At 45.1% G+C, this 26,826-nt stretch carries 26 protein-coding genes; 8 read left to right on the forward strand and 18 right to left on the reverse strand.

Features of this window, described 5'->3' with window-relative positions; all coding sequences use genetic code 11:
* Positions 1 to 181: 181 nt before the first annotated feature.
* Positions 182 to 496, reverse strand: coding sequence for an ArsR/SmtB family transcription factor (locus tag ACQKPA_RS03900; protein WP_427489551.1), 315 nt, complete (start codon positions 494 to 496; stop codon positions 182 to 184).
* A gap of 212 nt (positions 497 to 708) precedes the next feature.
* On the opposite strand from ACQKPA_RS03900, the gene ACQKPA_RS03905 reads away from it, so the two are divergent.
* Together ACQKPA_RS03905 and ACQKPA_RS03910 are read left to right on the forward strand one after the other, a co-directional pair.
* On the forward strand, positions 709 to 1,158 hold the full coding sequence (locus ACQKPA_RS03905; RefSeq protein ID WP_427489553.1) for a MarR family winged helix-turn-helix transcriptional regulator: 450 nt from the start codon (positions 709 to 711) through the stop codon (positions 1,156 to 1,158).
* A gap of 225 nt (positions 1,159 to 1,383) precedes the next feature.
* Positions 1,384 to 1,878 (forward strand): arsinothricin resistance N-acetyltransferase ArsN1 family A, encoded by a 495-nt coding sequence (locus tag ACQKPA_RS03910; RefSeq protein WP_427489555.1) that lies wholly within the window; start codon positions 1,384 to 1,386, stop codon positions 1,876 to 1,878.
* Between the two features lie 191 nt (positions 1,879 to 2,069).
* On the opposite strand, the gene ACQKPA_RS03915 is transcribed toward ACQKPA_RS03910, so the two are convergent.
* From ACQKPA_RS03915 to ACQKPA_RS03925, 3 genes are read right to left on the reverse strand one after another with little or no spacing between them, the layout of a single operon-like run.
* Positions 2,070 to 2,624: a hypothetical protein gene (locus tag ACQKPA_RS03915; protein WP_427489557.1), complete on the reverse strand. Its 555-nt coding sequence runs from the start codon at positions 2,622 to 2,624 to the stop codon at positions 2,070 to 2,072.
* 12 nt (positions 2,625 to 2,636) lie between these two features.
* Positions 2,637 to 2,771 carry a hypothetical protein gene (locus ACQKPA_RS03920; protein WP_427489559.1) on the reverse strand — a complete coding sequence of 45 codons (135 nt, stop codon included), beginning with the start codon at positions 2,769 to 2,771 and terminating at the stop codon, positions 2,637 to 2,639.
* Positions 2,744 to 3,064, reverse strand: coding sequence for a hypothetical protein (locus ACQKPA_RS03925; protein ID WP_427489561.1), 321 nt, complete (start codon positions 3,062 to 3,064; stop codon positions 2,744 to 2,746). The genes ACQKPA_RS03920 and ACQKPA_RS03925 overlap by 28 nt, the downstream gene beginning before the upstream one ends.
* 239 nt (positions 3,065 to 3,303) lie before the next feature.
* On the opposite strand from ACQKPA_RS03925, the gene ACQKPA_RS03930 reads away from it, so the two are divergent.
* Positions 3,304 to 3,531, forward strand: a complete 228-nt coding sequence (locus ACQKPA_RS03930) for a winged helix-turn-helix transcriptional regulator (RefSeq protein WP_427490262.1) — start codon at positions 3,304 to 3,306, stop codon at positions 3,529 to 3,531.
* 136 nt (positions 3,532 to 3,667) lie between these two features.
* On the opposite strand, the gene ACQKPA_RS03935 is transcribed toward ACQKPA_RS03930, so the two are convergent.
* The 3 genes from ACQKPA_RS03935 to ACQKPA_RS03945 are packed head-to-tail and all read right to left on the reverse strand — an operon-like array spanning position 3,668 to position 6,064.
* A complete protein-coding gene (locus ACQKPA_RS03935) occupies positions 3,668 to 4,414 on the reverse strand; it encodes an amidohydrolase family protein (RefSeq protein WP_427489563.1) in 747 nt (248 codons plus the stop codon).
* A 1-nt stretch (position 4,415) separates the two neighbouring features.
* Positions 4,416 to 4,835, reverse strand: a complete 420-nt coding sequence (locus ACQKPA_RS03940; protein ID WP_427489565.1) for a carboxymuconolactone decarboxylase family protein — start codon at positions 4,833 to 4,835, stop codon at positions 4,416 to 4,418.
* Between the two features lie 26 nt (positions 4,836 to 4,861).
* Positions 4,862 to 6,064 (reverse strand): MFS transporter, encoded by a 1,203-nt coding sequence (locus tag ACQKPA_RS03945; protein WP_427489567.1) that lies wholly within the window; start codon positions 6,062 to 6,064, stop codon positions 4,862 to 4,864.
* A gap of 105 nt (positions 6,065 to 6,169) precedes the next feature.
* Here ACQKPA_RS03945 and ACQKPA_RS03950 point away from each other — a divergent pair, with 105 nt between their 5' ends.
* Positions 6,170 to 7,012: a helix-turn-helix transcriptional regulator gene (locus ACQKPA_RS03950; RefSeq protein WP_427489569.1), complete on the forward strand. Its 843-nt coding sequence runs from the start codon at positions 6,170 to 6,172 to the stop codon at positions 7,010 to 7,012.
* Positions 7,013 to 7,130: 118 nt separating this feature from the next.
* Here the strand turns inward: ACQKPA_RS03950 and ACQKPA_RS03955 are convergent, their stop codons facing one another.
* From ACQKPA_RS03955 to ACQKPA_RS03985, 7 genes are all read right to left on the reverse strand, one after another.
* Entirely contained in the window at positions 7,131 to 7,313 is a 183-nt protein-coding gene (locus ACQKPA_RS03955) for a hypothetical protein (RefSeq protein ID WP_427489571.1), read from the reverse strand.
* 122 nt (positions 7,314 to 7,435) lie between these two features.
* Complete coding sequence (locus ACQKPA_RS03960; RefSeq protein ID WP_427489573.1) at positions 7,436 to 9,058, reverse strand: response regulator; 1,623 nt, start codon at positions 9,056 to 9,058, stop codon at positions 7,436 to 7,438.
* A gap of 18 nt (positions 9,059 to 9,076) precedes the next feature.
* Entirely contained in the window at positions 9,077 to 10,849 is a 1,773-nt protein-coding gene (locus ACQKPA_RS03965; RefSeq protein ID WP_427489575.1) for a sensor histidine kinase, read from the reverse strand.
* A gap of 108 nt (positions 10,850 to 10,957) precedes the next feature.
* The gene (locus ACQKPA_RS03970) at positions 10,958 to 12,559 is read right to left on the reverse strand and encodes an extracellular solute-binding protein (protein ID WP_427489577.1); all 1,602 of its coding nucleotides are present in this window, start codon (positions 12,557 to 12,559) and stop codon (positions 10,958 to 10,960) included.
* A 96-nt stretch (positions 12,560 to 12,655) separates the two neighbouring features.
* On the reverse strand, positions 12,656 to 13,519 hold the full coding sequence (locus ACQKPA_RS03975; protein WP_427489579.1) for a carbohydrate ABC transporter permease: 864 nt from the start codon (positions 13,517 to 13,519) through the stop codon (positions 12,656 to 12,658).
* Between the two features lie 10 nt (positions 13,520 to 13,529).
* Positions 13,530 to 14,453 carry an ABC transporter permease gene (locus tag ACQKPA_RS03980; protein ID WP_427489581.1) on the reverse strand — a complete coding sequence of 308 codons (924 nt, stop codon included), beginning with the start codon at positions 14,451 to 14,453 and terminating at the stop codon, positions 13,530 to 13,532.
* Between the two features lie 270 nt (positions 14,454 to 14,723).
* Positions 14,724 to 15,851, reverse strand: coding sequence for a glycoside hydrolase family 88 protein (locus tag ACQKPA_RS03985; RefSeq protein WP_427489583.1), 1,128 nt, complete (start codon positions 15,849 to 15,851; stop codon positions 14,724 to 14,726).
* A gap of 179 nt (positions 15,852 to 16,030) precedes the next feature.
* On the opposite strand from ACQKPA_RS03985, the gene ACQKPA_RS03990 reads away from it, so the two are divergent.
* Entirely contained in the window at positions 16,031 to 16,900 is an 870-nt protein-coding gene (locus tag ACQKPA_RS03990) for an AraC family transcriptional regulator (protein WP_427489585.1), read from the forward strand.
* 317 nt (positions 16,901 to 17,217) lie between these two features.
* On the opposite strand, the gene ACQKPA_RS03995 is transcribed toward ACQKPA_RS03990, so the two are convergent.
* The 4 genes from ACQKPA_RS03995 to ACQKPA_RS04010 all read right to left on the reverse strand — a co-directional run bounded on the left by ACQKPA_RS03995 (position 17,218) and on the right by ACQKPA_RS04010 (position 22,125).
* Positions 17,218 to 17,775 carry a hypothetical protein gene (locus ACQKPA_RS03995; RefSeq protein WP_427489587.1) on the reverse strand — a complete coding sequence of 186 codons (558 nt, stop codon included), beginning with the start codon at positions 17,773 to 17,775 and terminating at the stop codon, positions 17,218 to 17,220.
* A 122-nt stretch (positions 17,776 to 17,897) separates the two neighbouring features.
* On the reverse strand, positions 17,898 to 18,044 hold the full coding sequence (locus ACQKPA_RS04000) for a hypothetical protein (RefSeq protein ID WP_427489589.1): 147 nt from the start codon (positions 18,042 to 18,044) through the stop codon (positions 17,898 to 17,900).
* Positions 18,045 to 18,332: 288 nt separating this feature from the next.
* The gene (locus ACQKPA_RS04005) at positions 18,333 to 19,241 is read right to left on the reverse strand and encodes a TniQ family protein (protein WP_427489591.1); all 909 of its coding nucleotides are present in this window, start codon (positions 19,239 to 19,241) and stop codon (positions 18,333 to 18,335) included.
* 241 nt (positions 19,242 to 19,482) lie between these two features.
* A complete protein-coding gene (locus ACQKPA_RS04010; RefSeq protein ID WP_427490264.1) occupies positions 19,483 to 22,125 on the reverse strand; it encodes an adenosylcobalamin-dependent ribonucleoside-diphosphate reductase in 2,643 nt (880 codons plus the stop codon).
* 422 nt (positions 22,126 to 22,547) lie between these two features.
* Between ACQKPA_RS04010 and ACQKPA_RS04015 the strand changes: the two genes are divergently transcribed.
* The 3 genes from ACQKPA_RS04015 (at position 22,548) to ACQKPA_RS04025 (ending at position 26,553) form a co-directional block, all read left to right on the forward strand.
* On the forward strand, positions 22,548 to 24,305 hold the full coding sequence (locus ACQKPA_RS04015; RefSeq protein WP_427489593.1) for a DEAD/DEAH box helicase: 1,758 nt from the start codon (positions 22,548 to 22,550) through the stop codon (positions 24,303 to 24,305).
* A gap of 1 nt (position 24,306) precedes the next feature.
* The gene (locus ACQKPA_RS04020) at positions 24,307 to 25,269 is read left to right on the forward strand and encodes a YqhG family protein (RefSeq protein WP_427489595.1); all 963 of its coding nucleotides are present in this window, start codon (positions 24,307 to 24,309) and stop codon (positions 25,267 to 25,269) included.
* A gap of 144 nt (positions 25,270 to 25,413) precedes the next feature.
* Positions 25,414 to 26,553, forward strand: a complete 1,140-nt coding sequence (locus ACQKPA_RS04025) for a hypothetical protein (RefSeq protein ID WP_427489597.1) — start codon at positions 25,414 to 25,416, stop codon at positions 26,551 to 26,553.
* Positions 26,554 to 26,826: the final 273 nt, after the last annotated feature.

Below are 26,826 nucleotides of genomic sequence, written 5' to 3' on the forward strand. Positions count from 1 at the left end.
AATCGCTACGGCAGTTTATCGTTGTGCGGCACATACTCCTCCTTCACTGATCTTTAGTGATTGTCGGATCTTTAGGTGTACAACAAGAAGATGAGGCAACCTTATATTCAATGTTCTTCATATAGAAACCCTCCTTATGTTTTCAATTCATCAACCTTTTTTGATGTATAAGTTAAAAAAATTATGTTTTTGTATTAGGATAGAAAACACAACATAACTTTTCGGATAATAATCCTTTGATTTCTTCATCGTTTAATTGATAGTAGTTCCATTTTCCGATGCGTTCCATCAATATAATATTTGCATCTAGCAACATTTTTAGATGGTAAGACAGTTTTGATTGAGGCAGTTCCAGCATGTTGGTTAGGTCACATACACATACTTTACCTCGTTGATTTAGTTCATAAATGATTCTCAGCCGGTTTTTATCAGATAGTGCTTTGAACTTTTGTTCATATAGGCTCAAAACGTCTTCTTGTATAAGGGAGACCTTCATGTTGTCACCTCATCTTTCCATCAAATTATTTTGATGTGGCCATTGTAGCAAGTCGCAATGAACACGTCAAGCATCGTTTTATTTTGATTTATATAGGAGTATAATTCAAAATCAAAATCCAATTTACAAAAGAACTGATCACAAGCCATAGATTTTATTACTTGCATGTTGCAAATATATATTGTATAACTATGACTAGAGGTGATTCAAATATGGAACATGCACGTGAATTGTTTCAAATCATGACACGAAGATTTGGTCTTCTGAATAAAAACTGCTGCAGTATTGGGGGAAACGATGTCTCTTTAGTTCAAAGCCACATTTTGTATGAGATTGACCGGCAGCACAACCCTTCGATGCAACAAATCGCTGAGACTTTGGGAACTGATATTACGACGTTTAGCAGACAGGTCCAATCCTTAATCAAAATGAATTTAGTGAAAAAAACACCAGATCCGCAAGACCGAAGAGTTCACACACTTGCCCTTACGACGGAAGGTAAATTTGTAGCAACAACCATTGATATGCAGATGAATGACTATCTTAACGAAGTATTCTCTTATATGACCGAGTTCGAAAAAGAAACTGTACTTCATTCCGTTAAGATTTTTAACGACGCGATGGCGAAATCCAATAAATGCTGTGGCCCATTATCTGAATAATAAAATTGATCTATAGGAGATGAATTATTATGTTACTTCATTCTTACGTTGCAGAGTATTTAATGAAAAATGACCTCCACATTCAAAAAAGCCGAGAGATAACCAATGAAGAACTCAATAGAAAAAAATCTCGTATATCGTTCTCATTTTCAAGGCAACCTCGCATGAACATCTGCTGTGTCTCCTGCTGCTAAGCTTATATTTCCTACATAGGAGGAACTAACAATGAAAGCCACTTCAATTAGACCAGCAGTCCCTGGCGACGTGGAACGAATACTGCACATTTATAATCAAGGAATTGAGGATCGAATTGCAACACTAGAAGTTGATCAAAAAGATATTGCATATATGAATGACTGGTTCCAACAACACCAAGAACGTTACGCTGTCATTGTAGCTCAGTACGATAATGCAGTAATCGGTTGGGCTTCCCTCAACCCTTACTCGCAACGATGTGCTTATGACGGTGTTGCCGACCTATCCATTTACATAGATCGAGCTTTCAGGGGCAAAGGAATTGGAAGCATACTTCTTCAGCGTCTGGAGGAGATAGCTATGAAAAAAGACTTTTATAAAATCGTGTTGTTTACCTTTCCGTTTAATCAAAATGGTCAAGGCTTATATCATAAACTTGGTTACCGTGATGTGGGGTTTTTTGAAAAGCAAGGGATCTTGGATGGTGAATATGTGGATGTGAAGATCATGGAGAAGTTGTTGTGAATTGGTTGCCTGATTGAACGATATCCATTTCATTTTTACAACCACGAACATTTTCTACAAATCTGAACAACCTTAGTCCGGTTGAGTACCGAACTAAGGTTGCTTAAGGCACCTTTTATAAGGCTCTTAACTTGACAGGGGTAAGTTCATTGTAGTGACTTCTTACTCTATATGTTTTTGAGCAAGCGCTATTATTTTGTTGTTGAATTTTCGTTTATCTGATTTTCTAACTCGCTCAATTCTAGTTTCATATTGCCAGCGTTATTAATAGGATTTATAGTACTATTCGTATCGTTGTCTAATTTAAATTTTCCTTGATATATTCCAGCAATCATATATAGGTTCTCCCCAATAGGACCCTCGTATTTTTTCAAAAACACGACTGCCTGCTCGTTATTTCTGAAAACCTCATGGCCATTAGCAGAAAATTGAATGTTATTAATTAACCCACCTGTTTCAAGTATTTGTATGCTTTTATCTAGTACGGTCCCTTTATATGTCTTTTTAACATCGGCTTCAGAAATAGTAAACGGAACATCAAGATAAGTCATAGGACTGGTCTCTCTGATGATAACTTGGGCAATTACTTCAGAATCATTTGCTAACTCATCTATATTTTCATATGCCTTTGCAATAGACAACGATATATCCACTTTAGTTTCTGATTTCCCCTGAATAACTGTGAAATAACAAAGAACAGAAATTATAAGTAAAATAAATAAAGTTATATTGATTTTCTTTATCATTATTTAAACCTCCTAGTAAAGGTAATTTATACCATCTATTTCATCTTGAGTTGGCGTATAAACCATTCTTGAATCATTTTCATGCATCAAAACATTTAGATTTACAGTATCATCCAATCCTAGCCCGTGTCCAATTTCATGTGCCATAACAGCATTTCTTGCGTATGTGGTGTAGTCCCAAAATCATTACAAGAAAAATACCATGAATAGCTGCTGCTTTCTCTAAAACTAATTTCTGGTTCTAAATATGGAGTGTTTTCCCACATACTGATCCCGGAACTAACAGTGGATCTACATGTACTATCCACATTACTGCCTATTTGATATCCCATACTAGACAAATCGATACGTTTCCATCCATCAAGCCTGTAAGCGTTAACATTTTGAAAAACTGTAAAGAACAGTAGTGCTGTGAGCATTGCAGTCATCCATTTTTTCACTTTAAACCCTCCAAGTCTTCAATGTTTTTTTCGAGTAATAAATAAACTTTATCTCCTGACTTAACGGTAATGGCTTTGCTTTCATCGATGTCTACTATGGAGTAGATTTCCGTGCCTACATTAAACTTATTAGAATACGTACCATCATAGGAATAAGCCTCAGAATCGGTCCTCGTTTCTACTTCACCGATTTTGTCACCGATTTTATCAACTTTATAATCGGTTACTTTATATGTTGCATTTCCGAAGAAGCAAGAAGATTTGGGGACATAAAACGTACTTTTCCAGATATTACACAATCGATGCTAACGAAGCAACTCAGAGAGCTAGAAAGTGATGGACTATTACATCGTGAGGTTTATAAGGAAGTTCCACCAAGAGTAGAATATTCTTTAACATGTCTTGGCAAGGGGTTTTTACCAATCCTTCATAGTATGTCTGAATGTGGAGAGTATAATTTAGGATAAGAATCAATCTTTATTATGAGTAAATTTTTTTGAATAACTAACAAAAGTATGTTGTCTTATAGACAGTAAAACAGCCGGCTCGTGACCGGCTGTTTTTACATTGCATACAAATAAGACTAGTTTATAGGGGAATAGATTAAACAAGTAAAAGGAGGGTTCCGGCATGACGTTCAACCGCCAACTTGTTTAAGAAGGGATCACCGTAAGGAAAATCAGAGCTAAATACAGTTTTCTCTGGAAGTTCCTTTATAGCCAAAAATAATGAATAAGTTGTATAAAACGCTGATATATCTAGATAAGCGTTCTTTGTTTCTTTTATCAATGGAATGGTTTGCAGCCAATGGATTCCTCCTAGATGGCCATAGATGACAGGTACATTCGGATATTTACGAGTTAGGATGAATAACTCTTGAATATCATTTGAGTTTAATGGATGGAACGTATGTACCCAAATCGGTAAGGAGCTATAATCATTAGCCGCCTGGAATACAGGTTCAAGTAATTTTATTTGACCTATGCCAAGAGTGAATTCTCCAAGGCCCTTCATCTTATAGTCGTTTACAATCTTCGCAACCCAATGGTTCAGTTGTTCAGAGGAACTTGAAAGGGGAACTGACCCGAACCCAATAAACCGGTCTGGAAATGTTGTGACAGCATCTTTTAATTCCTCCATAGCTCGTAGACGTGCATCTCGGGGATTTATTTCGTTATTTAAAACTTGATTCAATACATTCATTTCCTGAATAAATTCTTCGTAAGTTTCACTTTTTTCTGGGTGAACAAGCGTAGAACATAGAATCGTTTTATCTATCCCACTTGAATCCATCATCTCAATTTGTTTTTCTAGAGGTAGAACTACGTGGGCATGACTATCAATAATCATCTTACTCTTTCCCTCCACATTCATTGGCTGACAACTGATTTTTTCTATTAGAAAATACTTCGGTAGCTACTGTTAAAATGGTATTTAATGCAACAGGGAAGCCTGCATAAATTAACATTTGCATCATAACTTCTATAATTTCTTCCTCAGACCATCCAACATTTAAAGCCCCATTAATATAAAACTTCAATTGTTCGGTATTTCCTAGAGCAGTTAGACCAGCAACCGTCGCAAGAAGACGAGATTTTAAATCTAATCCTGGTCTAGAAAAGATTTGACCGTAATTAAACTCGACGGCCAAAGTTCCTAAATCAGGTGATACTGATTCTTTAAAACCATTCACAATATTTTGATAGTTATCTGGATCGATTTTTGCTAATACTTCCAATCCTTTTTTATAGTTTTCTGTAGTCACTGACATTAGACATTACTTCCTTTCTTGGAATCCTATATTTTTTCAATTCTTTCTTGTTTAGGCAAGCTGATTAAGGAACCAAAACCAATCCCTATCATTAGCATTCCAACGATACATACTCCATACCAATGCCATTTACTCCAAGCAAAGACACCTAAGTACGATCCTAAAGCTCCACCTAAGAATGTAGATACCATGTATAATCCATTTAATCTGCTTCTCTTTTCAGGAGATAACTGAAAAATAGTAGCTTGACAAGCAACTTGATTTGCTTGTGTCCCAACTGTCACTAAAAGTGCACCAAGGATTAGTCCTGGTAACCAATATCCTAAAAATATGGAGATTAGAAAAGCGAGTAAAGAAATCAACATACATAATGCATTAGCGAATTTAGGCCCTTTTTTATCTATTACTCGACCGATAATAGGAGTTGCAAAGGCTCCTGCGATTCCCACTAAACCTATTAAACCTGCCATGGCACTTCCGTAAGAGTACGGAGAAGTACTTAATAAAAAGACAAGTGTTGTCCAGAAGACACTAAAGGAACCAAACATCATTCCTTGACTAAGACAAGCTTTTTGCAGAGCTTTTTCTCTTATAAATAGTGGGCCTAAAGATGCAAGCAATTTTTTGTACTGAATCACCTGATTTCCTTTGCTTTTTGGAAGATACATTGCAATGAATATAATAATTACAATTGTGCTGGCAAAAGAAACCCAATACATTGATCTCCACCCATAATGGGAATCTACAAAACCGCTAATAAATCTGGCTCCTAAAATCCCGCATACTAAACCAATGGCTACATTGCCTAATACTTTACCTCTGTTTCCCTCCGCAGCTAAATTTGCCGCAAGAGGAACAATGATTTGAGGAACAACTGTAACAAATCCAAGAAGGAAATTTGCTGCAATCAGCCACGTTACATTTATTGATAAAGCAGTTGCGGCCAAAATAACACATACAGCAGATAATAAACATAGAATTAATTTTCTTTGTTCAAAAATGTCGCCTAGTGGTACCAATAAAAGATTTCCAAAAGCATATCCTACTTGTGTTAAAGTAGCTACGATTCCTATACTAGTTGCAGAAACATGAAAGGTATTTCCCATACTGACTAAAAGTGTTTGATTTAAATACACGTTAGCTACTGTAAAGCCACATGCTGCAGCCATTAGGAGAATTAATCCTTTTGTAAGTACGGGAAAATCCTCAGCTCTACTGTTGAAAACCATTAAACTCACCTCCTTTATTTATTAGAATAGATGAAGGTTTATACTGGGAATAGGAGTGTATTTACACTATTATTACGACTACCACCTATTGAGGAGAGGGATTGAATGTTAAGTGATAAAGAAAGAAGAAAAGAACTGGGAGATTTCTTAAAAACACGACGGGCACGGTTATCACCTGAGGATTTTGGTTTACCTGTTGGGCGGCGGAGGAAAACGATAGGACTACGTCGCGAAGAAGTGGCTCAGCTGGCAGGGATAGGAATAACCTGGTATACATGGTTAGAGCAAGGACGTGATATCCAAGTTTCTGCAGAAGTATTGGAGGCCATTTCGCGTGTATTCAGGCTTATTGAAGAGGAAAAAGAGCATCTGTTTTTATTAGCAAACCAACCGTTGCTAGCTAAGACCGGAAACCCACTTATTGAAGGTGTAAATAGCAACATACAAAACTTACTGATTCAACTAGAGCACTGCCCTACCTATGTAACAGATGAAAAAATGAACATAGTAAACTGGAACAAAGCCGCTGCTGTGATTTTTGGCGACTTTAATAAAATGGATGATCGAAATCGCAATGCAGTTTGGCGTTGTTTTACATCTAAAGAATATCGAGAGCTATTTGTTAATTGGGAAGATCATGCACAACGCTTAATTGCTCAATTTCGTTTAGCATATACACGTTTTGTCGGTGATGAGTGGTTTAAAGGTATTATTCAAGAACTTACAGATAAGAGCCCTGAGTTTCGGACTTGGTGGACAAAGCATGAAGTTCTAGGTACCCCATGCGGCAAAAAAACAATTCTGCATCCTAAAGTTGGAGAATTGTTGATGGACCATATTACGCTCCAGGTGTACGATGCACCCGAACTAAAACTAACCATTTACCAACCTCGACAAGAAGGAGAAACTGACAAGAAAATAAAGCGTTTGTTGAACAATTCGTATTGAATAGACTGATATAACCGAATATCAAAAAGGAAAGTCCGGTCATTTAACTTGACCGGACTTTTCTCCTATCTCTTCTAGTGCATTTATGGTTTAGTCTCGATATGTGAAATTGAAATGTTTATTTTCCTCCCCCGTAAGGGGTTCTTCTCTCTGAATGTGTGGTGCCGATATCCAACTTCAGCAGCTTCATTGTTCTTGGGAGCAAATGGATCGTGTCTTCGACCGCATTTCCGTCCAGCAGGTTGACCGCCTGTTCTACCATTAAGAGCAGCGTGAACGCTTTTTTTGCGGTTATTTCCATTTGATATATTACCCCTCTCTTTTCAAGTGTTTATTTGATAACGCTTTCAAATTTAGCTGGATAAAGGCATTTCTGCCTGCTTATCCGCGTTGTACCGTACTTCTAAACCCAATTTCCCTCCTCTATACTTTGATAGAATGCCGAACCTTAAATTCTTTGGGTGTAAGACCTGTTTGCTTCTTGAACACTTCGCTGAAGTAAGACCTGTCTTCATAACCCAGCGCTTCCGCCACCTCCTGTATGGAATAATGCTGCACCAACAGCTCCTTCGCTTTTTCCATCCGTTCATTAACAACGAACTGCATCACGGACATGCCTGTCATCTTTTTGAACAGGTTAGCAAAATAGCTGTTGCTCAGGTGCACCTGCCTTGCATAATCACTGACGGTTTGATTTAAATGTAAATGATCTTTAATGTAAAAAATGGCTTGATCGATTATCTTCTCCGCTTGCTGCCGCTGCTCTGATTCCACGATACGGCAGCCAATCAGGCAAATTTCTTTAATAAGCTGCTGCATATCCTTAATGTTGGAAGACCTGTACGCCAGCTCCTTCATCTTTTCTTCGAATAGGGGCTGGTCGGACTCATCGATGAGTCTGATTAAGGATTTATGGATAGACATGGCCAATTCCACATAGAGCACCTTGATTCTCTCCGGGCTCGGAAGATGCTGTATATACTCCCATTCTAAAAAGATCGTGTCCACATCCTGCATCGTTTTCTCTATGTTTCCCGTACGAATATGGAACAGAAGCTCTTTTTCCTTCTCTATAGGGTAATTTGGAGACATCTGCTTCCTGACCATGATGTTCCTGTAATCGAATACACTGCCGCCTCCAGTGTAGAAGTTATAAGACAGTGCCTCCATTGCCTGTCTGTAAGCACGCGGAATTTCGTATTTCTCCTGGACTGTCAAGCCAACTCCGACCGAAATTGTACACTTAGAGTACCTAACCACATTTTCCAGGCATTTCTCCGCAATCGCGACGGGCCGGTCCACATCCGCAGCGGTAAAGATGCCTATAAACCGGCTTACCCCATCCCGAAAAACAATCCCCTTCGTAAAATTACGGATGGTTTCCTCCAAAATATTTTGTACGGAAAAGCGGTTGAGCTCGATTTCGCGGATCGTCTGCCCCCCGTGCTCGGTGTCTTGTTGGTCATCCAGCTCCGCCGCCAGGACGGCGTAGGGTCCATCTTCCATATCGATCTCAAGAAACTCCCATCGCCTCTCGATGGTTTCTGGATCTGAGGAGTACCGGACAAGCATGCCTAAATATTCCTGCCTTAATAAAGGCATGCTTTCCCGTAATTTGATCTCCATTTCCGTCACCCGGCGGCTGTGCTCACGTTCCCTGACAATGGCATCCCTGGCTTTTAATACGGTCTCAAGAAACTGCTTGGACGTAAACGGCTTTAAAACGTAATCGAACACGCCGATCTCAATCGCTTGACGAGCATTGTCAAAATCGCTGTAACCACTGATAAAAATAATTTTACTGTGCGGCAGTAGCTCCAGGATCTCTCGTGTCATTTCGATACCGCTCAGCTTTGGCATGCGGATATCCGTCACAATGATATCTGGCTTCTTGTCCTGCAAAAGCTTTAATCCACTTTCGCCGTCCAGGGCCGTGCCCGCAATCTCAATGCCGTATTCCTTCCATTCCAATTGGTTCACAATACCGTTGACCACCGTCTTGATATCGTCAATCACAATCATCGAATAAAGCTCCCGCACTCCCATACCTTTCATCCTCCTCTCCTAAAAAGTATCCATCTCGCCGAACAACGGAATGACCAATGAGACGACCGTTCGTTCCATTGGCTGGCTTTCCATCGACATCGAGGCTCCCTTGCCGTAATAAAGTGTTAAACGGTTGTATACATTGCGCAAAGCGTAACCGTTTGACTTGCCGGCCTCCCCCATTGTCAAAAATTGCTGTATGGCATCCGTATCAAATCCTTTGCCGTTATCTTCGACCGTGCATAGAAGCTGTCTCTCCTCCACCTCGATTGTAATTTGGATCCTTCCGTTATCTGCACCATCTTTAAAGCCATGAAGAATGGAGTTTTCAACGAGAGGCTGAAGAAGAAGCTTCAGCATCGGTTGATCCAATATCGATTCATCCTCCACGTGGATGGAATAATCAAACAGATCCTCATAGCACTGCTGCTGAATTCGCAAATATTGGGTAACGTGCTCCAGCTCCTTTCGGACGGTGGTGATTTCGTTTCCGTTATTAAGTCCCAGTCTGAATAACTTGGACAACGATACAATCATCTCTCTGACGTCTTCATGCTCGCCCGATTCCGATTTCCATAGAATCGTATTCAATGTGTTGTACAAAAAATGAGGCTCGATCTGCGACTGTAACGTCTTCATTTCCGCTTTCCGCTTGTTCGTCTCCGCTTCCTTCACATCAACGATCAGGGTCTCGATTTCCTCAAGCATACGATTGAACCTTTGACCTACTTGGGCGAATTCGTCCTGAAAATGGCTCTCATAGCGTACTGCCAGATCATTATGCTCTACCCTTTTCATCAATTGCTGCAGTTTGCTTAGTGGACGCAGCAAGAGCCCCGTTATTTTTTTCGCGAAAAAAGAAGTGAATAAACCGAATACCAGTACGGTTCCTGCCGTAATCCATTTGATTAGACTGATTTCCTTTTGCAACCTCTCCAAAGATTGAATATTTACAATCATCCAATTATCGGGAAAGGAAACCTCGGCGTAGTTAATCATATAGGAGATGCCGTTATACTCATATTCGAAATGTCCTCTCTCCAACATCATCCGTGCACGAAAATCCGGCTGCAGGGCAATCTCCTTTAAGGAAGAGCTCATATCTAACGCAAGAGTTCCGCTCTCGTTGTATACAATCATTTCACCGCTGTCAGGGCCGATATTATCCATCATATACGTACGTAGTACTTCTTCTTTTACATTGACAAGCAGGTAGATCCCTTTCGGCGCCGACGAGGAAACAGGTTTGGAAAGAAGAGTCAGCACTCTAGCTCCACCTTCAAAATAGTGATCTTCGTGGGTTTCCATCCAAATAGGCATCCTTCTGTTGTCTGTCAGTCTAGAAAATAAATCCAGATCCGGCCTTACCTCCGTAATTCTTTTATCGGACTCCAGATAAAACTCACCGACCGGCGTTTCCAGCAGGACCGACGAAATAGACGGCTCGATCAATTTCATTTGAAACATGGCATTTTGCATTGCATCAGTGAGCGAGTATCGCTCATATTCAGATAGTTCCGTTTGATTCTGAATGACATCTGTCAATTTGTTAAATGGTTCATTCATCGTGAAGGTTAACGCTGACAGCCTGACCTTACGCAGTTTCTCCTCCAGAGCTTGAGCCGATTTGTTAATCATATTTTGGCTCAACTCCATCGCTTTTCGCTCCAATATGTTGGACGCGACATAGTGGGAGATTAATCCGGATATGGTAAGAGAAACGGTAACCAGTATAATAAAAGATAACCAGATCCTTGTTTTGAACGAAGTAGCGTATAACCAAGATTTCATGTCAGCTCACCTTATGGGGGATTTTTAAAGTATCGTATAATAAGTGAGCGGGTAAAGGAAGAGGGAAGACGCTTGTCATCCCTCTATATTCCTATGAAACCGGCATCATTACTGAATGAATCGGTCAAATGCCGCTTGATAAATGCTCAAAACTTCATCCATTCCCATTTGTTTTAATTGTGCGCAATACGTGTCAAAGCCGGACTCTACCTCTTCGCCGCCCATCACCCATCGCTGGGAGATTTCACTGACATAGGTTTGTATCGGTGGATATATTTCTTTCAGACGGTTCTTCTCTTCCTGCGTAAAGTTCAGAGGCGGCAGCTGGAACTCCGTATTGATATAGTTGTTGTCCTGATACATCTTGATCCCTTCAAGTGCAATCTTGCTGGACCACTGTTCCTCGTAGGAGAAATCCTGCCATGCCCCGATATTAAGCTGTGCTCCATATTTCGAGATCAGATGATCTACGACTGAAGGCTGCTTCAACACTTCCTCCGTAAATTTCGGGTTTCCGTCGACCAATGTGTATGTTTCTCTCTCAATACCAAAGTTGAACAATCTTCTTCCCTCTTCCGACCACCAGAAATCGAGATATTTGATGAGCATCACATGATCCTTGGCCTTTGTTGATAGTGCCCATCCGGAGCCGTTCAATTTATCGCGCTTCGTTAACTCTTGTACCTTGCCGGATACGCTTGCCGGCGGCGGAACCGGACGTAGATCGAAGCCCGATACCTTGTCGGAGATGGACGTATTATAATTCGAAGTGCTTGCAAACCAGTCATGTGTAGAACCGCCCGTATTATTTGCGAACAGCACATCACGAGCCTTGTTGCCGCGGGTGAAGATCTCCTTGTCAATCAGACCTTCCTCATACCATTTTGCGATATTCGATAGCCCTTCTTTGTAAGCAGGTTCGTAGGGACCGTAATGAACCTTTCCTTCCGCCACATAGAAATCATTAAAGGAATCCCACAGTGGAAGCAAGCTATACACGCCAATCAAGGCATTGCGGTGGAAAAACGGAATTTCGTCCTGCTTGTTATTACCATTCGGATCCTTCTCTTTGAACGCTTTCAGAACCTGATAATAATCATTGACTGTTTTGGGCTCTGGCAAGCCAAGTTTATCTAACCAGTCCTTGCGGATAAACCAACCTTCCTTGGCCGTACCGTCACTGACAAAAGGAATAGTATATATTTTGCCGTCTGATGCCTCAAGAGCCTTTCTAATATCCGGTTGATCATCCAAAAATTCACTCAAATTCGGCGCATGCTCAGCGATTAGATCATCCAACGGCTGAAGTGCTCCTTCGAGTGCAATTGAGTTCAAATCGGCTGTCCGGTAGGCGATAATATCTGGCAACTCCCCAGACGCAAGCATCAAATTGTATGCCTGCTCTGCTTCGCCGCCAGTAGGGGCGACGTTCTGAAGGCTCACATTCGTCATTTCGGCAGCTTTCCTAAGAACGGGCATGTCGCCGGAGATCTGAAACACTTCATCATAATAAAATAAGGTGGCCGTTACCGGCTTATCGCTTGCTTTTCCTTCCCCTCCCTGAACGCCGGCAGTTACACCGTCATTGGGTTTCGGCTGGTCGACTGGAGATGAAATGCTTTGTCCTCCGCCGTTGTTCGTGCAGCCAGCAACGATGAATGCGAAGCTTAGAGCTAGCGCCAGCAACGGTGTTTTAAATTTCTTTGTCACCTGTTCTTCCCCCTTTGATCACTCATTGTTATATGTCATCAGCGGGCTAATCCGGATGGTTCGCCTCTATGCTGAAAACAACGACAGAACCGACAACTATCCTTTTAATGAGCCGATCATGACTCCTTTTACAAAATATTTCTGAATAAAAGGATAGACGATGACAATCGGTATAACGGCTACGATGATAGTTGCATAAATAATCGTTTCCCCGATACTGAAGGCAGAGTCCATCAGCATCGTATCGCTCGGCTTCATCTGCACAACCAGTCTGTTCAGCAACACCTGCAGCGGGATTTTATCTGTGTCCTTCAGCAGGATCATCGCCCAAAAATAGCCGTTCCATCTGGAAACCGCGTAAAAAAGCGTGATGGTCGCGATGGCCGCCTTGGACAAAGGGAGCACCACCCGGAAGAGAACTCCTGCCTCGCTCGCACCGTCAATCCGAGCGGCCTCTTCAATCTCTTCCGGAATGGATTGAAAGAAGGCACGCAGGATAATCACATTGTAGGTCGTGATGGCAAATCCCAGAATGATACCTGTCCGGGTGTCAAGCAGGTCCAAGTCTCTGAAGTTCAGATAGGTCGGGATCATGCCGGCCTGAAACACCATTGTAAATGAGATCAGCAAATTAAAGAAGGTTCGCCCGAACAGCCTTTTTTTCGACAATGCGTATGCGCCACAGATCGTAAATGCCATGCTGGTCAGTGTCCCGACCACGGTATAGAAAATAGTATTGGCATATCCGGACCACATCTCTTTTTCGGCAAATACAGCCTGGTATGCCTCTATCGTTAAATTTTTGGGAAACAGGAGAACCTCTCCGGTTACCACCGCTTCAGGCGAGCTTATGGACGCGGACAGTACATAAAGAAAAGGATACAGTGTAGCTAATGCAATGAGCGATAACAAAACATAATTGCAACCATAAAATATTTTCTCTCCCCGGCTTTCTATCATAATTCTTCACCTACCATAAACCGTTACCGGTTAATTTTTTGCTGAGCCGATTACTGAGAATGATCAGAAGTACACCAACAACGGAATTGAATAAACCGACCGCGGTAGCCATATCGTATCTGCCGTTCAGGATACCTTCGCGGTAAACATATGTGCTGATCACGTCTGCCGTTCCGTAGGTGGCTGGCTGGTACAGAAGTATGATTGCCTCGTAGCCGACTTCCAGCAACTTTCCGATTTCCAGAATCAGCATGATCATGACGGTAGGAAGAATTCCGGGCAGCGTTACATGGAGAGTTCTCTTCCATTTATTCGCCCCATCGATGACGGCCGCTTCATATAATTCCGGATTTACTCCAGCAAGTGCTGCGATATAGATGATAGCTGCAAACCCGGCTTCCTTCCATATGTTCATTGAAATAAAAATCGACCGAAAATATTCGGGGACCGCTAGAAAATAGATTTTCTCCATTCCCAACTTCTCAAGGATTAGATTAACCACTCCGCTAGAGGGAGATAAAAAATTGGTTACAATCCCGCAGACCACAACGATGGATATAAAGTGAGGCAGATACGTAAAGGTCTGGACCGTTTTTTTAAAAAAGCTGTTCTTCACCTCATGCAGAAGCAGGGCGAGTATAATTGGCACAGGGAAAGCAAAAAGCAAGCTGTATGCGCTAATGAACAGTGTGTTCTGCAGCACACGGATAAAGTATTCGCTCTGCAGAAAAACTTCAAAGTGATACCATCCTACCCATGGGCTGCCTTCAATGCCTTTGAACACACTGTACTGCTTAAATGCGATTTGCAGCCCGTACATCGGCTTGAAGACAAATATCGCATACCAAATCAGAAACGGAGTCAGTATAAGATATAAAAATTTGTCCCTTTTAAGCCGTCTCCATATCGGCAGGAAATATTTTTGAAGCTGCATGAATAATGAAGTTCTCCTAGATTTGTCTAATTGCGTACCGCTTAATGTTTCCGTTTTCATAACACACCCCCGTATATCATGGACTTCATTCTTGGCTGTAACCTCATTGTAGAAGAATCCTTCCAGCAAAAATATCCGAAATCCTAGGATTTAAGGGGGAAGATTCTACTATATTGATTCCACGCCTGACTGCCATAAAAGGGCCGTGCATCAGCTTTTTCGCTGATGCACGGCCCGGCGAAGTGAGTTATACGTGGCGGTAACCTGTTGTCATCGGCTGTACCAATAACCGGGGATTCCTTTCTCAAGTCGCATAAGCGACTCCAGATAATAATAGTCGCCCCAAATGGTATAATCGTCAGGCGATGCCCCGCTGCGCACAGAATAGGAGCCGCGTCGGATGAAGCCTTGCTCATCCGACGCAGGATCCGGAGTATAATTTTGAGAAAGTGAAGTCATCGTGTTGACAACCGCATCACTCAATTGCTTCTTCAAAGGATCATGAGGCTCGAGATGTTGCATCAACTCCAGCATACCCGCAGAGGCAATGGCGGAAGCAGAGCTGTCCCGCTTCGTTTCCGGAATTTGGGGCGCGTCAAAGTCCCAATAGACAACGTAGTCCGCTGGAAGACGGTCGGCAAAATACTTCGCCATCCGCTTGGAAGTTTCCAGAAACTCCGAATTTTTCAGAGCCCGGTAAGCGAGAACAAAGCCATATATGCCCCAAGCCTGTCCCCGTGTCCAAGTCGATCCGTCACGGTAGCCTTGGTGCGTTCCTCCACGTACAGCGTCTCCGGTAACAGGGTCGAAATAAAACGTATGGTAGGAAGAATCGTCCCCCCTAACCAGAAAACGTCGGCTCTTTTCGGCATGAATCCGAGCAGCCTCCGCGTATTTCACTTCCCCGGTTTGTTCGTAGGCCCAGTATAAGAGAGGTAAATTCATCAGGCAGTCGATTATAATCCGACCGCCGTTCTCCGGATCATTCTCTCGTCCCCACGCTTGTATAAGCTGCGGGCCCTCCCGCCACCGGTTCATCAATATGTCCGCCGACTCGAGGGCGGTGTGCCTTGCTTCCTCGTTCTGCTCTACGATCCATCCAGCTTTGGCAGACAAAGAATACAGAAATCCGATGTCATGGTGATCGAGGCTCGGCTTGTCTTGCAGCCGCTGGCGGAAGCTCTCCACCGTTCGAATGGCTGTATCCTGGAATACGTCCTCCCCCGTATATTCATAGCATAGCCATAAAATGCCTGACCAAAATCCGTCCGTCCAATCGGAATTTGAGTTCAATTCATAATAACGTCCGTTTTTGCTCACATGGGGAAATTGCTCTCCGAAACGTCCGATATTTCTTCTCGTCTGCTCAACGGCTTGCTCAATTGCTTTTGCCCACACTTGTGTTCCCTCCTATAAATCGTTTTGATATAAATTATAGTGGGAAGGAATTACGTTTAGTTGTGTCGTTATATAGCTGTATTGCGAATTATCAAATGAACGGTCTGCTGTATCAAATAAACAACCAGGATCTTATGCTATGATATATAACAATATTGCGATTGTTGGAGGTTAACAGTATGAACTACCGTGAATCCCTGGATCTGGGGCCGGCTGGTTATGTATTCAATTATCGGGATGAGACGAAAGAGAAACACTGGAAAAAGGTACATGCCCATCAAGGGATTGAGGTACTTTATATCCACCAGGGGCTAGGGGAAATTTCACTTGAGGGCTCTCATTTTCCTTTGCAAAACGGAACACTGGTCATTTTTCAGCCCTACCAGCTGCACCGAGTTGAAGTGCCGGTTCATCATACAATTTCCTACATTCGGACGAATCTGACCTTTAACCCTCATCTGGTCGAACCTTGGCTTGCGCCTTTTCCAAGGATCGGTTTCTTTTTCCGGAAATTGTGGCGGGGCGTTCTGAAGCAGCAGGTGTTCCAGATGAATGAGGATCCGTGGCTGCCGAACCTATTAGAAGATTTCCGGCAGCCGTTATCGCACCCAGCCGCCCGAGAAGAAGATCTCGGACTGTTCTTACTAACGCTGCTAAGGCAACTCGAGCGGCATGTATTTACGAACGAAACAGCGGCCGGTCCCTTCGGTCTGGGCAGAGCTACACAGCATGTGGAGAACATCATGGAATGGGTTGAGGAGCACTTCAGAGAGCCCTTTGAACTGCAGCGGATTGCAGAAGATCTCCATCTGTCTCCCTACCACCTGTCCCATCTGTTCAAGCAGTACACGGGACAGACCATCTCCGACTATATTGCGGCTAGGCGAATCAGAGAGGCCTGCGCCCTGCTTATGCTGACCGAGAAGCCGGTTAAGGTGATCAGCAGAGAAGTGGGCGGACTCAGCGATCCTTATTTCTGCCAGCTGTTCAAAAAAAAGAAGGGAATCACGCCTCAGGCCTACCGTGATACCGTTCGTCCGTTTATTTGAGTTATTTGAGTATCTCAGTTAATGATTTCAAATGGACTTCTCCGTTTGTTGTATCGGCTAGACGCTTGCCTGATTTGACCCGACGGGCTCCAGGAGAGTTCTGTATTTTGCACTGACGGTAAATTGTAGGTAGGGAAGCCATGCTGAGAAAGTGCGACAATCCTTCTAAAATGTGGGCTCATGAAGCAAAAAGCGCAAGTGAAGGTGCGAGTTTCCTCCTGCACTTGCGCTTTTTTATCCAGCTTTATCAGATAACTGTTCTCTTCTCATGAAGAGTTTAATTTTAGGATGGTCCATTTTGATGACGGTCACCAATCTTATTTGCCTGCCGCTTCGCGGATTTGGCGCTCGATTTCGTCACCTCCGCCCTCCTTGAACCGCTTCACATAATCATCGAATGCGTTGATCGGTAGGTCACCGGTAATGATATTGAAGTACGTTTCCAGAGTTAGTTTGTGCAACGAGGGCAGATGTTTGGGGTACGCCTCCACCGGCGGAACGAAGACCGGCGGATAGCCTTTGTACGTATAGACTCGATCGGCATACTCGTAATTGAACTTGCCGGTGATTGTTTTATAGAAATCATCTCTGGCAATCAGCATATGAAATACATTGATTCCACGGGATTCCTTCGAATTGTTGGGGTCGTCGATAAGACTGATGTACCTGCCGTTATCGACCATGTAATCTTTTCCTTCCTCGCCCATACGCATGGCCAGATGAAATTCGAAGTCCGTCGCGTTCACTTCTACCATTTTGAGCAGCGTCTCTACTTTCTTCGGATCTTTGGCCGCTTTGGTCGTAATACCGAGCGGTGTACTGGCGATATCCCATTGTGGAACGCCCGATTTCCCTTGTGGACCTACAGCGGGCACTCCAATTACCACCGATCCGTTCGGTTGACTTTGTTTGAACTGGTTGTATACGCTACCTCCCTTGTCCTCTGGGTTCGTGGGATCGATTTCCGTTCGCCAATGATAGTGGGCACCCTTCCCCGTCAACCCATGCGACCGTTAAAGAATGCTTGGCTGTTAGGCCAGTAGCCGGTCGTATTTTCGGAGGTCAAAAATTCCGGATCGATCAGCCCCTTGTTAATCGAATTCATCGTATTCGAAATAAAGGAATCCATAGTTAACAAGATCATCAACACCAAGTCCTACACCTAAAATGTCTTGTGCATCCAAATATCTTACCCATCGTCTATTAAAAACCTTTTTTTTAAAACTTTCTGCACTATCTTTTTTTACAAATATCATCGTTCCGGAAGTATTAGTGGTTAAATTCCCGTCTATTATCTTGTTTTGAATTAATCGAACCAACTTATCCCGACTTATATTCAAAAACCTTGCTGCATTGTTTCCTGTTAGGAGTAATTCTTCAAAGCGATTTACGACATTCGCCAGATTGGGAGACGCATATCTGTCTATATTTTTTAAGATATAGTTAATAAATTCCTTCCTAATAATACTATAGGTGTCCTTTCTATCTTCAAAAATTTCAAGATAAAGCTCTCCAAAATCGCCCATAACCTTTTTATATTTACGATTTTGTTGTCTCGTTCTTTGTTGATCCAAGACTCATAAAAACCTTGAGGCCATGCTTTAAAAAGATCAAAAACCTGCTTTTGTAATATTGCAAAATCTTTTATAAGTGAGTTGATTCCAGATAATTGGGAAAGATTTTTAAAATCTCCGATATGCTTCGCAAAAAAGAGAATGACGTTATTCATTGTATTTAGATTTATTAAATCTATAGGTAAACTCAAATTCTTACTTAATAACCCACATTCTTGATATACATATTCGGAGATGCTTATACATGCTTCGCCAGCAATTTCTACTTTACTATTTTTATGCGAATGACCACATGAACACATAAAAATATTACTCTGGGTCCATAAAATTTTCTTAGAACAATTTTGACATTGATCCACCATCATTACTTTGTGATACGGACACGCTGTAACATTTACAAGACCCCATATTTTTCTGATATATTCATTTTCTTTCAAACACAATGGGCATAATTTAGCTTTTAATGTGCAAATTGCAGTTAATGAAAAAACAGACTTATTATACACATACATCTGATTGGCTTTATCGACTTCACAGAACATAAGATTTCTAAGTATATCTAATGAAGAGCCTGCCAGTGCTGACAATTTGGCTAAGTCACAATCGTCTAACATTAACGTATCGAGATAATAACTAAATATTCTTTTATTTTGAAAAACACTTAATTCGTCATAAATATATTTCAAACTTGGATAATAATTTGCAATTGACAATCTTAGTATATAGCCAGTCAAACTCTCATCCTCATACGGCAGAGGTTGATTCATAATCGTCATCTCCTTACCTCTGAACTCTATATATAATCCAAAACATTGTTCAATAGCTCTATGCAAGTTTTATTAACAACGGCCTAACAAGTTTTCCATCCCGTTATTTATTTATTCACTTTTTCAAATAATCATTTATTTCTAACGGATTATGGAACAATCCGTCTAACGAATTTTGGAACGTTTCTAAAATATTATGGAATTTCACATATCAAAGTCGATATCAAACAGAACGGCTTCCTCACGAACACTTACTATACCCGCAGTTCCCGCACGTCTTGCATCCCTCGATATTGATCAAGGATGCCCCGCCGCAGGATGGGCACAGATCCAGCGACATGGAGCTGCCGCCTGCGTGGGAGCCATGTCCGCCATACCCCGCGGCTGTCGCCACGGCCTCGCCAGCATCGACAGGTGCCATCGTGGCTGCGACCGGTGCCGGATCATGGTCATGATCCACCCCGGCGTTGTTCGCCACGTGCGTTTCGAGCGCCTTCGCTACAGCGTCGGCGATGGACTCTACGCGGTTTGCGCCGAAGCCGATCGCGCCGGTGCCGCCAATGCCCTTGAGGTGCTTGATCAGCAGCTCCACCTTATTGCCGTGGTCCCCGTAACGCAGGAACAAGGAGCAGACACGGCCCAAGGCTTCCGCCATTGCGAACACATCCGAACCGGCTTTGCCGACGTTCAGGAAGATTTCGCTTGGGATACCGTCCAGATCGTTGATGGTAATGTACGCCATGCCGAACGGTGTGTTCATTTTATAGGTTGCGCCGCGCAGCACTTGCGGACGCTTCTTGTATTGTTTATCCAGCCCGCTCTTGCTCGCTGGGGCTGTCACGGCCACGCTTGCAGCCGCCGGCTCCACGTTCGCCGCATCCTCTGCGGCTTGGCCTGCCGCACTTTGCTCCAGTGCTGTTTCAGCAGAAGAAGCTGTGGTCGCTTCTGCAGCCTTATCTTCTTTTTTCTCCGTCTGCAGCACCTGCACGTCGCGGCTGCCGTCGCGGTAGATCGTTACGCCTTTGCAGCCCAGATCGAATGCCAGCTCATATAGGCGCTTCGTATCTTCAACCGTGAAGTCCGACGGACAGTTGGCCGTCTTCGAGATCGAGCTGTCCACCCAGCGCTGAATCGCTGCCTGCACCCGGATGTGATCCTCGGCGGAGAGACTCATCGCCGTGACGTAATAATCCGGAAGCTCTTCGCCCGGATGGCTGTCCAGCCAATCCTGGGCAATCGGCACGAACTGCTCGTCGAAGCCGAGTCGGCTCTGACGGAAGTATTTGAAGGCAAAGTACGGCTCGATGCCTGTCGACGTTCCGACCATCGTGCCCGTGCTGCCCGTTGGCGCTTGAGTAATGACGGTGACGTTACGTGCACCTTTTTCACGCACCGCTTCAGCAACTTCAGGATACACCTCGGCCATATTTTTCATGAAACCGCTTTGCAGGTACAGTTCAGCATCGAATGCCTGGAAAGAACCCTTCTCTTCGGCAATATCCGCAGAAGCGAGATACGCTTCCCGGGCGATGAAGCCATACAGCTTATCCAGGAACTCCAGCGATTCCGGGCTGCCGTAACGAATGTTCAGCTTGATCATCAGCTCCGCCAGACCCATCGTTCCGAGACCGACGCGGCGCTCTTTTTTCTGGTTCAATTCGTTTTCTTCAAAATGGTACGGCGTCCGGTCAATGACATTATCCAGGAAACGCACCGAGTACCGTGTCGTTGTAGCCAGCGCATCCCAGGCAACGTCATGGTTCGCTTCATCATAGAACTTCGACAGATTCATTGCGGACAGGTTGCATACGCCCCAGCCCGGAAGTCCCTGCTCGCCGCAAGGGTTCGTACAGATAATCGGGTTGAAATACCAGCTGTTGGACATTTGGTTATAGTATTCCATGAATACGACGCCCGGCTCTGCGGATTTCCATGCGGATTCGATAATGGTGTGCCATACTTCGCGTGCTTTAACCGTTTTATATGGAATGATGCTGCGTCCGGCTTTCTTCCATTTATCTAAATCGCCGTCCCACAGCTCATCATAATCAGGATCCGTAGTATCCGGGAACACCAGCTCCCAGTCCAGATCTTCCTTCACGGCCTTCATGAAATCATTGCTGACGCATACCGACAGGTTCGCATTCGTGACTTGTCCCATCGTCTGCTTCACGGTAATGAAATCCTCCACGTCCGGGTGCCAATCATTAATCATCAGCATGAGCGCGCCCCGGCGGCTTCCGCCCTGCTCGATCAATCCCGTCGTATAACTGAACAAGCCGCCCCACGATACCGCACCGCTGGAAGAACCGTTCACGCCTCTTACGATCGCGCGCCGAGGACGCAGGGAAGACAAGTTAATGCCGACTCCGCCGCCGCGTGCCATGATCTCGGTCATCTCACTCAGGGTTTCCATGATGCCGCCCCGGCTGTCCTTCGGTGAAGGAATCACGTAACAGTTGAACAGCGTCAACTCATCGCTTGCACCCGCTCCAGCCGCAATCCGTCCGCCCGGCACCAGCTTCCAATCATCCAGAATCTCGCGGAACTTCCCGCGCCACTCTTCCTGCAGTTCCGGCGTTGCCTCAACCGATGACATGGCAGCCGCGAGTCGATCCCACATTTCTTCCGGCGTTTTCTCGATGGTTAACGTCAGCTTCTCCACATCCGATTCCACAAGCTCGCCCTTCCGTGTCTTCACCGTGACCTTGCGGCCTTCGCGCTTCACGATTTCGCCAACTTCCTTAGTCGGAAATTTAGGATCATCCTTCGTCAAAACGAGCACCACATCGCCTACCTTAGCGTTGTTGGTGTCCGCATCCTTCCAGGCATACCGGTCCAAAAAGATCTTCTCGCTTAAACCTTCCAGCCGCTGATTCTGCATCGTACTCAAGAGCAACTACCTCCTATATAAGATATAAAATTAAAAAGTTTTCGCAGTTATGCGCTCACCAACAACATAACCTGTTATGTAGCCGGTCAAACATTCAAAACCACTATATACACCATATATAGTGCTACCAATTCATTATACTACACTATATATAGGTTAACTATGCCGATAATGTGAAAATTAAGCCAACAGATCCAAGCTCCCGCTCGCAAGCTTCCGCTTTCTTCCTCTCGCTCTCTTTTTCGCCCTTCCCTATGAAAAAAAAGGATGAAAATATCCAATTCCAGCAGCCGCGCGCCCTTTGGGTTATTCCACGCCTTCCGAATCCGTGCAAGGTTATGAAGACTTCTTTTTTCGTCCATACTACATATACACCGCTGGCCCGGAATCTTTCACAACAGGAGGAGATCGACATGTTTCATCAGCCATCTGCCGACTCAGGCAAGATTTTCGACCCGCGTCTTCCCGTTCCATTGCAGATCCACCGTTCCTGGTTTGACGATCTCGCCGGTCGACTGGACAAGGGCGGACCTTGGGGTGACTATCGTCTGGCCCAGCTTGCCGTGGAGGGCGAGAAATCGCGTCTCGTTACAAGCTTTGAAGAATTGCAATGCCTCAAGCACCTAGGCGGCTTATCCCCGCTCCCCCATCAGACCGATACCGCCAGACGCGTATTGTTCGAGATGTCGGGCCGAGCCATTCTCGCCGATGAGGTGGGACTTGGAAAGACGATTGAAGCCGGCCTTATTTTAAAAGAATACATCGTGCGCGGCCTGGTATCCAAGGTGTTGATTCTCGTTCCGGCTTCCCTTGTGCTGCAATGGGTTCGCGAGCTGAACTCCAAGTTCGGCATTCCCGCGATTGCGCAGAAAAAAGCGTACTCCTGGGGCAATGATATCGTTGTCGCCTCCATGGACACAGCCAAACGCGATCCGCATCAGGAGATTCTGCTGAACGAGGAGTACGACATGCTCATTATCGATGAGGCGCACAAGCTCAAGAACAAGAAAACATCCAATTATCAATTCATTCAAAAGCTGCGCAAAAAATACTGCCTCTTGCTGACGGCTACGCCGGTGCAAAACGATCTCAGCGAGCTCTTCAATCTGATCACCCTGCTGAAGCCGGGCCAGCTTGGAGGCCAAGGACAGTTTGCCGCTAATTTTGTTGTCGATAAACGAAGACCCAAGAACCAGGAGCAGCTCAAGGATGAGCTGTCCAAGGTCATGATCCGTAACCGCCGCGGCGAAGGCGAAGTGAAATTCACCAAGCGATCCGTCCGCAATGTAGGGCTTAGCCTCTCGCCCGAAGAACAGTCATTATACGACGGGGTCACGTCCTTCGTCAAAGATCAGTATCAGGCAGCAGGGGGAAATTTAAGCAGTATGCTGTCCCTTGTTACCCTCCAGCGTGAAGTGTGCAGCAGCCGCGATGCCGTTTTCGTGACTCTTGTTAATCTGTCCAAGAAGCTGCCCGAGGACTCTCCGCTGCGCGATAAAATCTGGGAGCTGGTCTATCTCATCAAGGCCATCAAAGCCAACACCAAGGCGGAAAAAACCATTGAGCTGATCCAGCAAATGAACGAGAAGGTCATCGTATTTACGGAATACCGCGCCACGCAGGAGTACTTGCTCAATTATTTCCGCGATCACGGACTGATCTCCGTACCGTACCGGGGCGGAATGAACCGCGGCAAGAAGGACTGGATGATGGATCTCTTCCGCGGCAAGGCGCAGGTTATGATCGCGACGGAAGCCGGCGGCGAAGGCATCAATCTGCAATTCTGCCACCATATGATCAACTTCGATCTGCCCTGGAATCCCATGCGGGTCGAGCAGCGGATCGGACGCGTGCATCGTCTCGGCCAGACCAATGACGTAAAGATCTACAACCTATCCACGTCAGGAACGATTGAAGAGCACATCCTGAACCTGCTGCACGAGAAGATTAACATGTTCGAGATGGTCATCGGGGGTCTTGATGTCATTCTGGAGCGGTTCGAGAAGAAGGAATCCATCGAGAAGAGCCTGTACAAAATCATGCTGGAGTCCGGCAACGATGATGAAATCCGCCAGCGCATCAGCACATTGGGCGACTCGATTCACCATATCAAGCAGGATATCGAGCAGGGAAGCACCGTCGAAGATAATCTAAGAGAGGAAGAAGCCTAATATGACCATGACGCCGCAGGAGGTGCAGCAGCACTTCATGGCCTATTTGGAAGCCACCGAATGCACCGTCATTGAAAAATCGCCTGAGCATGTCACCGTGAAATTATCGCCGCAAGCCGACAAAATGCTCACCAACCGCCCGTATTACTGGGGCTTCGTGGAACGTACCGGCGCTCCCGCCGAAACGTTGTCGTTCAATTTCGTGTTTGATCCCGAAAAATACGACGAACGGCTTGCAAAAACCAAGGAAACCGAAGCCAAAGCGCAGCTTGCCACGCCTACGCAGGATCCGCTCCTGGCCCGCTTTTACGGAAATGCCCCGGTTCTGCCTATCCTCGGTCCCGGCCGCATTCAGCGGGAGAACATTGGCTACGGCAGCAGCCGGCTTGCCCAAATATGGAATGCTTCCCGGGAGGAAGGCAAATGCGTCTATCTGTTCCAGCAGCGCGATACCGAGCCGCGTCCAAGAGCGCGTTCCACGCCGTATGAGCAGTGGCTGGGCGTCTGCTTCAAGGTGGAGTTCAGCTGTGATCTGAAGCGGGAGGAATTGTTTTTTCTCGGAATCTCGCTATCTAGCCGTGCGATCGCCCAAGACTTCCCGGCGATCCTGGATGGACGCGAGCTGACGCCCCGCTTGCCGGAGAGCGTTCACGTCCGCCCCGCTGCTCTTACCTTGCAGCAGGCCGTAGATGCGCTGGAGAATTATCTCATCGATAAGCTAAGCAAGCTCGACTATGACTGGGCCACAAAAGCAAGAGAACGTCTTGAAGATGAACTGCTGGTGATCGACAGCTATTACGAGGACCTGCTCAAGGAGCAGGACGAAGAGAAAAAAGTGCTCATCGAGGAGCAATATAAGAACCGCCGGTCCGAAATGCAATGGCAGTACGAGCCGAAAGTGAGCTTGTCCGTCATAACCTGCGGGCTATTTCATCTGTGTTCGCCTGTGGGTGCGTCATCATGACGCCCCTCTACAAAAGCAGGCAAAAAAAGAACCATTCTCCCTTCTCCTACCGCGACAGCTTGCAACAGCCTTTGCAGAGCTTGTCCGATATGATGATTCCAACACATCCACGGCGCGTAGGGCCAAGGAAAGGCGGTTAATGATTTGAAGCGTTGGAACATGAAACTTCATAACCATGATGGCAAGGATTGCAATAATTTCAAGCCCCAATCACCCGATAACAAGCAGAACAGCCGATATCGAATGTTGTCTGTTTCCATCATCGTAACGACTATCCTCTGGTTCAGTGCGGTCCAGCCGCAGGCAAGCTTGGCTGCCACAAGCCGGGCCGACGTTTCCATTTCTGCTAACAGCCTTAGTCTGAATGGCACTCCGTTTACAGCGGATCATCACACATCAGGCGTTTCAGGTGTTAGTCAGAACAAGGCTGAGGCTCGGGTTCCTGAGAGTTTGACGGACTTTGCTGAGGAGACTGTCGCTCAATTATCGGCCCATGCGCCATTTACGACCTGGGACGAAGCAGCACTCGAGTTCATCCCGCTCGGTCCGGGCACGCACGGCTGGTTAGTCACGATTTCCGATGATGGACTGCCGCAAGGATACATGATTATCAGTGCAGGAGAAGACGGTGGATATATCCTGAGTGAATACGGAATCGGCTCGACCCTTCCCTACAGCCAAGCGCCGCTGAAAGAGCGGCTCGCTGCGGAAGGCCTTGTGAAGGCCGGAGGGGCATTGCCTCAAGGCAGCATCGTGCGCAAGCTGTATGACGTGTCCCCCGTCTGGCAGGTCCAGCTGCCTGGCAAGAAGCCGGTCTATTTTAATGCATTAAATAGTGAAGCTCTACCGGATGAGCCCCAGCAGACGGATTCAACGACGAAGCTGGTATCCGTCGTATCTTTACCTGCAACAGCCAAAGGGCTCGTAACTTCATCCAAATCCAACCGTTGGTTTGCCGGAACGCCCTCCATCGCAACCGGCGACTCCATGGATCCTTACGATAATCTGCTGTGGCTGACCACTGGAAATCTAACAGCCCGAAGCAGCGCCGATCTGCGGAATTTACTTAAGGAGCACTCCACCCTGATATTTAAGTCCGCAAAAGGCAATGCCGCCTACGGCGCGCCTTTTAACTTAACGGGCTGGCATCGTTGGTCCTCGGAGAATCAGGAGAACCCGGCTGCGCTCTATGTTTCCGTTCCCTTGCGGAATACAGACACCCTCCGTTTCCTCCCGGCAACCCGGTTAATCGGACAAGGGCAATTTTATGCCCAGCCGGAATAATACGGGTTTCAGTAATTCGAGATTATGTTCAACAACAGCTCTTTTTCCATGCCATATGCCATGACTCACAAAAGGACGCTGCCCCTTTAGGGGCAGCGTCCTCAGGCTGTTGAGAAACCCCCTGTTTTTTGCAGGGGGTTAAAATTTACCTTAATAGTCTCAAAACTAGGGGTCTCAGATCGTTTTAAATCGATTTTTGGTTTAAAAGATGAGCCTCCCCATATAAAAAATAAAGTGTCGAAAAGTCCTCTGGACTTTCTCGACACTCTGAGG

Source organism: Paenibacillus sp. NPDC093718 (genome assembly GCF_050279985.1).
Taxonomy (GTDB): Bacteria; Bacillota; Bacilli; order Paenibacillales; family Paenibacillaceae; genus Paenibacillus_AQ.